General features: G+C 62.8%; 5 protein-coding genes. 2 read left to right on the top strand and 3 right to left on the bottom strand.

Annotated elements, in window-relative coordinates; all coding sequences use genetic code 11:
• Window positions 1-306 precede the first annotated feature (306 nt).
• From ABD833_RS08230 to ABD833_RS08220, 3 genes are all read right to left on the bottom strand, one after another.
• A complete protein-coding gene (locus ABD833_RS08230) occupies window positions 307-690 on the bottom strand; it encodes a hypothetical protein (RefSeq protein ID WP_345072240.1) in 384 nt (127 codons plus the stop codon).
• A 229-nt stretch (window positions 691-919) separates the two neighbouring features.
• Window positions 920-3,376 (bottom strand): TonB-dependent receptor, encoded by a 2,457-nt coding sequence (locus ABD833_RS08225; protein ID WP_345072239.1) that lies wholly within the window; start codon window positions 3,374-3,376, stop codon window positions 920-922.
• 142 nt (window positions 3,377-3,518) lie between these two features.
• Window positions 3,519-4,898, bottom strand: coding sequence for an Nramp family divalent metal transporter (locus tag ABD833_RS08220; RefSeq protein ID WP_345072238.1), 1,380 nt, complete (start codon window positions 4,896-4,898; stop codon window positions 3,519-3,521).
• Window positions 4,899-5,576: 678 nt separating this feature from the next.
• Between ABD833_RS08220 and ABD833_RS08215 the strand changes: the two genes are divergently transcribed.
• The gene (locus ABD833_RS08215) at window positions 5,577-6,092 is read left to right on the top strand and encodes a fasciclin domain-containing protein (protein ID WP_345072243.1); all 516 of its coding nucleotides are present in this window, start codon (window positions 5,577-5,579) and stop codon (window positions 6,090-6,092) included.
• Window positions 6,093-6,319: 227 nt separating this feature from the next.
• Entirely contained in the window at window positions 6,320-8,641 is a 2,322-nt protein-coding gene (locus tag ABD833_RS08210; protein ID WP_345072237.1) for an endonuclease, read from the top strand.
• The last annotated feature ends 128 nt before the right edge of the window (window positions 8,642-8,769 follow it).

Raw genomic sequence — 8,769 nt, 5'->3', positions numbered from 1 at the left:
TATACCGTTTCCGAACGGCTGAAATGGAGGCTGCTTGCATCCAACAAAACTAACTCAAACAGCTTCTGAGCGAGTAGCTGCCCCAGGCTACCAGGGCTAAAGTCAGCAGCCCAATGATGAGCTTATGGTGAATAGAAAAATGAATGAGCCGGTCGAACATAAAGCCGCTGTGATGAAAACCCTAACCAGGAAAAAGGAGCCTGCCGGCTGCTGCCCCGTCCGAAACGAGAGCCGCGCCGAAACGCCTGCAACCAGCCCCCGCGCGTAGCGAAGCCGGTCAGCGAAAGCCGGAAAGCCAGGAAAAGGTTAGGCCCGGGGCGGCTGCCAGCAGGCCCTTGAAACGCCCGTCGGGGCGTCCGCGGCATAGTCTGCCATCTGCACGTCGGCCAGGGCCAACGCGGGCGGCGTCAAAAACACCACGGCAGGAGTTGCCCAGGCCACGAGTACGTGCGAGCAGTCGTGGGCGTGGTGAAACGGCAGCGACTGGTGCTCCTGGTCGTTTCCGTCGTGGCTATGGTTCTGGCCCACGTAGTGGTCGAGCAGAAAAGTCAGCCATGAACTGTCGCGGTGATCCTGCCCGTGATGGTCGCGCAAAGCCAGCGATTCGGTCAGCTCATGGGCATCCGCGTTTGGCGGCAAGCACGAGAGCAGGCCGAAATACACGGAGAACAGGAGGTAGAGAAAACGCATGTCGGGCAAAAGTACGCTTTCAGCAACAAGTAGTTGCCCGGCTGCGCCAGCAGGTAGCCGGGGGAGTTGCGAAGGGTTTCGTTTTCCTTAGCGGACCTCCCCAGCCCCAGCAGCACCTCTCCCGAACCACCAACTCTGAAGCCTGCGCCAAGGCCTCGGCCCAACCGTTGGCGGTGCGGGTTTTTCTGCGCGCCCCGCGCCCCGAATCCGGTTGAGCAGCCGCTGCTGGTTAGAACGGTACCACCACCTTCACGCTCATATTGCGGCCGGGGTTGAAGATGCCCGCGCGGCCACCGGAGGAAGCGGCGTAATATTCAAAGTACTTCAGCCGGTTGAGGTGGGCCTGGTAAGCGGTGTCGAACACGTTGTCGACCTGCACGAACAGCTGGGCCACCGGGCGCCCGGCGCGGGTAGTGAGGGTGGTGCCGGCCCCCAGGCCCAGCAGGGCGTAGCCAGCGGTGGCAGTTTCAGTGTTATCCAGGGCGTAGAAGCGGTTTTGGCGGGCGCTGCCGTCCACGGTGGCGCGGAAGTAGGTGCCCGTGAGCCGGCCCGGGCCGGCGGGCAGCGTGACGCGCACCTCACTGCGGCCCCGCAGCGGCGGAATCAGGGGCAGATAGCGGCCGTCGGCGCCCTGGTTTTCCCGCAGCGTGGCGTCGGCATTTCCACCGTTCACCAGGGCTACGCTGCTGTTCCAGGCCAGCCAGGACAAGGCGGCGGGGCGCAGGTTCAGGCTGGCTTCAAAACCGTAAAGACGGGCGGCCGCCTGCTGAAACTGGTAGGTGGTGTTGCCCGGCACGATGACCACCGGCTGGCCCGCATCGTCGAGCAGGCGGGCCTGGTAGATGAACGCCTGCACGTAGTTGTGAAAAACTTCCACGCTGGCGTCGAAGGTGGGCTGGTGCCAGAGCACGCCCACGTCCTGCTGCCAGCTGAACTCGGGCTCGAAGGTGCGGTTGCCGAGGTACACGATATGGGCGCCGGGGTCGAGGCCGTTGGAGCCGATTTCGGGGATGTTGGGCGCGCGGTAGCCGCGGGCCAGGTTGGCGCGCAGCGTCAGGCGCTCGGTGGCTACGTAGCTCGCGCCCAGGCTGGCCGATACGCCCCGGTAGCGCCGCCGGAATGCCGGGAACTGCAATGTTGCGCCCGCCGTGCCGGCGGCGGCCTGGCCGTCGAAACCGGTGGCGGGGTTAGAGGCCACGTAAAAGTCGGTCCAGTTCACCAGGCGCGTGTCGTAGCGCAGGCCGCCACTTAGCTCCAGCTTGCCCAGGGGCTTTTTGAGCAGCAGAAAGCCGCCGGCGTCCAGCAGGTCGTAGTTGGGAATGGGAAAGTCGGTGGCCTGCTGGTGGCGGTTCAGCTGGCCCATGCCGTTGCTGCCCAGGCTGATTTGCAGGCCCTGCCAGTCGGGCAGGTGGTAGCGCAGGTCGTAGGTGTAAGTGGTCAGGTCCAGGGCCAGGCCGGGCTGGGCGGGCGCGGTGGGGTGGTTGAACTCCTCGCGGCGGTTCTGCTGGGCGCCCAGCAGCAGGTGCAGCTCGCCGCCGCCCAGGTGCACTTGCGTTTTAGTGAACACCCGGTAGTGCCGGATGCGCTGGTGCAACGCTCCAATGACGTAGGAATCCAACTCCTTATCAGTCACCAGCGGCCGGTTCTTAATATCGTCGAAACCGCTCTCCGACACCTGCCGGGTGAAGCGGCGGCTGAGCGAGTCGCGGCTGCCGTCCGGGATTTCCTGCTGATTGTCGTAGAGCGTGAGGTACCAGTGGGAGCTGCCCCAGTTTTTGCTCACGCCGGCCATGCCCGTCAGCGTCAGCTCCCGGAAACCGGTGTTGTACACCGCGCCATCCGCGCTGTTGCGGTAGTCGCGGGCCAGGCGGTGGCTAGCCCGGAAGCTGGTCTGGAGGCCGTTTCTCTGGTAGTTCAGGCCCAGCGAGTTGCCCACGAGACCGTTGTTGGACTGGTACTCGGCCAGGGTTTCCCCGCGCAGCCGGCCCTCGGGGCCGCTGGGCAGGGCGGGCAGCAGGTTCACCACGCCGGCCACGGCGTCGGAGCCGTAGAGCAGGCTGGCGGGGCCTTTCACCACTTCCACCCGCTCAATATCGTAGCCGTCCACTTCCACGCCGTGCTCGTCGCCCCACTGCTGGCCTTCCTGGCGCAGGCCGTTGTACATGGTCAGCACGCGGTTGTAGCCCAGCCCGCGGATGAAGGGCTTCGACACGTTCGGGCCGGTGGTCACGGCGCTCAGGCCCGGAATGCCGCGCACGGCCGCGTCGATGACGTTGGTGTTGGCGTTCAGGCTGATTTCCCGGCGGGTCAGGATGGCGATGGGCACGGGACTGCGCCGGATTTCGGTGGCCCGGCTCACGCCCGTCACCACCACTTCGCGCAGCTCAGCGGCGGCGGCGGCCAGCGCAAACGATACGTTCAGGGTTTGGCCGGCTACCAGCGTCTCGTTCCGGGTAGCGCGGACGTAGCCCACCGCGCTGGCCACCACCTGCACCGGCCCGGCCGGTACGTCGGGCACCCGGAAAGTTCCCCGGGCATCGGCCGTGACGCCCAGCCCGGCGGCGGGCAGCGCCACGCTGGCAAACGGCACGGGCCGCTGCTGCGCATCGCGCACCGTCCCTGCGAGGGTACCCGTCTGGGCCAGCAGCACCTGCGGCAGCAACAGCAATAGTAGAATGAGTTTCATGGCAAAGGTGCTGAAGACTATAGACAAAGCGGGGCCCGTCCGCGCCCGAAGCGCGGAATGAAAGGGTCCCAAAAGGGAACGGGAGGCAACGAAGTTGGGGGGGGCGGGTCGGGCGAACCGCCAGGGTATGGAGCTTATTTTATTACCCGGTGAAAGTTTGCCAGAGCAGATACACGTTCAGGGCGATGATAATGCCCGACACCGTCCAGGCCACCACCCGTACCACGGGCCGGTTCACAAATACGCCCATCTTGGCGCGGCTGCCGGTAAACAGCACCAGCGGCACCACCGCGAAGCTCAGCTGCATCGAGAGAATCACCTGGCTGAGCACCAGCAGCTGGCCGGTACCTTTTTCGCCGTAGATGAGCGTGACAATCAGGGCCGGCACCACGGCGATACCGCGGGTGAGCAGCCGGCGCAGCCAGGGCCTGAGCCGGATATTGAGAAACCCCTCCATCACGATCTGTCCGGCCAGCGTGCCGGTGAGCGTGGAGTTCTGGCCCGCGGCCAGCAGGGCCACGGCGAAGAGCATGCTGGCCGCGCCCGCCCCGAGCACCGGCGTGAGCAGCTTGTGCGCGTCGTTGATGTCGGCCACGTTGTACATGCCCGTTTTGTGGAAGGTAGCCGCCGCCGTGACCAGGATGGCGGCGTTGACGAAGAAGGCCAGAAACAGGGCTACCGTCGAGTCGATGGTGGCGAACTTGATGGCCATGCGCTTGCCGGGCTCGGTCTGCTCAATCTGCCGGGTTTGCACAATGCTGGAATGCAGGTACAGGTTGTGCGGCATCACCGTAGCGCCCAGGATACCGATGGCGATGTAGAGCATCTGCGGGTTAGTTACTATTTCGGGTCGGGGCACCAGGCCGCCGAGCATAGCGTAGTAGTCGGGGTTCGAGACGATGATTTCGTACACGAAGCAGCCGAAGATGATGGCGATGAGCCCGGCTACGATGCTTTCAATCACCCGGAAGCCTTTGTTCTGGAAGTAGAGGACCACCAGCACGTCGAGCACCGTGAGCACCACGCCCCAGGAGAGCGGCAGGCCGAAGAGCAGGTTCAGCGCGATGGCCGAGCCGATAACCTCCGCCAGGTCGCAGGCGGCAATGGCCACTTCACACAGAAACCAGAGGACCATAGCCACGGGCTTGGAGTAGTGGTCACGACAAGCCTGAGCTAAATCGCGGCCCGTGACGATGCCCAGCTTGGCGGCCAGGTGCTGGAGCAGTATGGCAAACAGGTTGGAAATCAGAATGACTGATAGCAGGGTGTAGCCGTAGCGCGAACCGCCAGCCAGGTCGGTGGCCCAGTTGCCGGGGTCCATGTAGCCCACGGCCACCATCAGGCCGGGCCCCCAGAAGGCGAACAGCTTACGCCAGAACGAGGCGCTGGCCGGCGGCACTTTGATGGAGCCGTACACCTCCCGTAGGGAAGGAGCATTGCGCGGCTTGCGCCAGCCCGCTTCCGGAGCCGGCAGGAGGGCAATTTCAGGCTGCGGGGTCGTCGGGACTACTACAGGAGGCATACTGGGTAAAGTGATAACAGGCGCAAGGTAGTTATTTTTAGATGAGTCTAAAAATAATTTTAGGCCGCTCCTATTAACTGCTTTCCGGCCCAAATGGTTTGCCTCAGAAAAGCCAAATCATCGAAGCTGCTTAGAAAGTCTGATTTTTTGTTGCCTGTCATCCTTTATCTGGCGTCCGCTTGCGAAGGATGACAGACTGCTTGACTTTCTAAACAGCTTCAAACAGTATAGAACGTCGTGGTTTGTACTCCTGACCCTTGAGCAGAGCGCCTGACTCCGGCCCCCGGGGCTCTGGGCTGTTGGGCCGTTCCGCAGCGTGCCCGGTTGACATCCTTACCCGGCTGCCCTTGATTTGCCGCCGCCGGGCAGGAAAGCCCCGGGTAAGAATTATGATTTCACAAACCCATAGCTCTGGTTCCCCCGTATAGGCCGCTTATAGTACCAGTTCTCACTTTCCAACTTCCTTTCATTATGAACAAGCATCTGCTTTCCACCTTCGCTCTGGCCGCTGTTTTCAGCCTCGGTACTGCCACGGCTTCGCTGAGCCAGAGTATGTCGTCGAAAAACAAGTCGGATGACGAAAAGACGAAAACCAAGGAAGACGGCATGACGTCGAAAACCAAGAGGGGCGACGACGGCAAAATGAAAATGAAAGGCAAAGCTGACGACGGCAGTAAGATGAAGTCCAAGACCAAGCCCCTGGCCAGCGACATGGCCATGAGCACCTCAGCCGGGGTAATGGTCGGCGGCGCCATGATGGTGCCCGACAAGGACATCGTGGACAACGCGGTAAATTCTACCGACCACACCACGCTGGTGTCGGCCGTGAAAGCGGCCGGCCTGGTGGAAACGCTGAAAAGCGCGGGCCCTTTCACCGTATTTGCGCCTACCAACGCGGCCTTCGATAAGCTGCCCGCCGGCACGGTGAACACGCTGGTGATGCCCGAGAACAAAGCCAAGCTCACCACTATCCTTACCTACCACGTAGTACCCGGCCGCCTGATGGCTGCCGACCTGAAAGATGGTCAGGTCCTGACGACGGTAGAAGGCGAAACCCTGACCGTGATGATGAAGGGTGGCTCCGTAATGCTGCGCGACGCGAAAGGCGGCATGGCTACGGTTACCATTCCGAATATCGTTGACAGCAATGGCGTAACCCACGTTATTGACACGGTGCTGATGCCAACCAAATAAACCAGCCCTGGTACTTCGGTATCGTTTTTTGCCGGAAGGCCGACCCAGCAGGGCCGGCCTTCTTTGCGTTAAAGCAGCGGCGCGCTATTACGCTTTGATTAACAATCAGTTGTTCCAGGGACTACCAGCCGCAACCCGGCGCGGCGTGGCCCGCCCGATAGCGCAGCTACGCGGTAATTTCCCGACCTTTGACGGGCGTTTTTCATTTCCCTTGCTTTCTTCTTTCCATGAAACACTTTTTCGCCTGGGCTTTCGCCGCTATGTTAAGTCTGAGTATGGCCGCTACGGCGCAGGTAATGCCGCCCGCCCCGCCATCTACTCTGCAAAGTCAGGCGCTGAAAGACTGGTTGCGCCAGAACTGGTACGACGACAAGCGCGTGGATCTGGGCTACGACCGGGCCCGCGGCAAGATGTACAACTACGTGGACGTATTCGACGGTAAGCTTACCTGCGTGTATTCGGGCTATGCCGTGCCCAAAACCATCGACTCGGCCGCGACCAGCACCAGCAACGTGGGCAGCATCAACTGTGAGCATACCATTCCCCAGTCGTGGTTCAATGAGGTCAGCCGGATGAAGTCCGACATCCATCACCTCTACCCGACCTTTACGGCCTGGAACTCCAACCGCGGCAGCGACCCGTTCGGGGAAATCGTGGACGCCCAGACCCAGACCTGGATGCGCGGCACGGTAGCGCAGGCGGCTATTCCCTCGGCCAACCTTGCCGAGTGGAGCGAGGATACGAACACCATGTTCGAGCCCCGCGAAGACCACAAAGGCAACGTAGCCCGCACGGCGTTCTATTTCTACACCATGCACCAGGGCCAGGCTTTCGACGCCGGCAAAGGCGTGATTACGGCCCTGGGCGATTTGAACACGCTTTACCAGTGGCACCTCGCCGACCCGGTGGATGCCCGCGAACGGGAACGAAACCGCCGGGCCGCCAAAAGCCAGGGCAACTTCAACCCCTACATTGCCTACCCTGACCTGGTGGGCCGCGCCTGGGGCTTCGCCGTGCAGCCTACTTTCAGCTTTGCTACCGCTACCGGCAGCCTGGCGGAAGGCAACAGCGGCACCACTACCTACACCACCACGGTTTCGGTGACGCCCGCGCCCACGGCGGCTCTCACGGTGCAGGTAGCCGCCGTAGTGGCCAGCTCCACCGCCCAGGATCCGGGCGACTACACTTTCCCGACCCGGACGCTGACTTTCGCCCCCGGCCAGACTTCGCAGCCGATAACCGTAACCATAAACGGCGACGTGACGCCCGAAGCCGATGAAACCGTGCAGCTCAGGCTGCAAAACGCCGGCTCCGGCAGTGCCATCGGCGGACCGGCCACCCACCTGCTGACCATCACCAACGACGACGGGGCCGCGCCGACGCTGGCCTTTGCTTCGGCCGCGGGGGCCGTCACGGAAGGCAATACGGGTACGACCACCTACACCATCACCGCCACCCTGACCGGTAGTGCCCCCACGGCCGGGGTGACCATCCCCGTAATGGTAGTGACTGCCGGAACCACGGCTGATGCCCTCGACTACACTCTTTCGCCCGGCAGCCTCACCTTCGTAGCCGGCCAGGCCACCCAAACGCTGCCCGTGACTATCACCGTAACCGGCGACGTAACGCCGGAGTCGAACGAAACGGTGCGCCTGCAGCTGGGTACGCCCACCACCGGCGGCGCCGTGCTGAGCCTCAACAGCCACCACACCCTCACGATTCTGAACGACGACCAGGCCCCGGCCGGCACCAACTGCTCCAGTCTGTACTTCTCCGAGTACGTGGAGTCCTCGACCGGCAACACCAAGGTGGTGGAGATTTTCAACCCCACTACCGATGACATCAGCCTGGCCGGGCTCCGGGTCGACCTGTTTGCCAACGGCGCGGTCGTCCCTACCGCCACGCATGCCCTGACGGGGACGCTGGCTCCCGGCGCGGTGTACGTTATTGCCAATGCCGGGTCGGTGGCGCCGGTGCTGGCCAAGGCCAACGCCACTTCCAACATCACTTTCTTCAACGGCGACGACGCCCTGGCTTTGTTCGACGGCACCGATACGCTCGACGTCATCGGAGTAATCGGGCAGCAGCCACCAGCCACGGGCTGGGCTATTCCCGGCGGGGGCGCCACAGCCAACAACACCCTGGTGCGCAAGGGCACGGTAGGGCGCGGCAACACCCGTTGGGCCCAGGCCGCGGCCGAGTGGCAGGCGCTGGGCACGGATGTTTTCACTAACGTGGGGCAATACACCAGCGCCGCCTGTATCGTAACGGCTACTAGCAGAACTGCCCCGCTAGGCCGGGGCCTGGAGGTATATCCGAATCCGACGGCAGGCGCCTTCCAGGTGCGCGTTCCGGGTCTGGCGGGTCGCCACCAGGCTGAAATCAGTCTTTACAACGCCTTGGGGCAGCGCGTGCAGCAGATAAGCCACCCCCTAAGTGGAGCCGAACCGGCTACGCTCACTGCTCATGCTCTGCCCGCCGGGCTGTATTCGGTACGGGTGGTGGTAGATGGAGTCCGCTACACCAGCCGCCTGGCCGTGCGTCCCTAGAGCGTATGAACACTTAGCTAAAAGGGCCTTTGAAGCCATCGAAACAGTCATGCTGAGCTTGTCGAAGCATCTCTACCGGACGTTTTGCCGCAAAAAAGCGGTAGAGATGCTTCGACAAGCTCAGCATG

The sequence above is a fragment of the Hymenobacter fastidiosus genome, assembly GCF_039539565.1.
Taxonomy (GTDB): domain Bacteria; phylum Bacteroidota; class Bacteroidia; order Cytophagales; family Hymenobacteraceae; genus Hymenobacter; species Hymenobacter fastidiosus.
The sequence above is the reverse complement of the archived record's forward strand: the minus strand, read 5'-3'. Positions and strand labels throughout refer to the sequence as shown.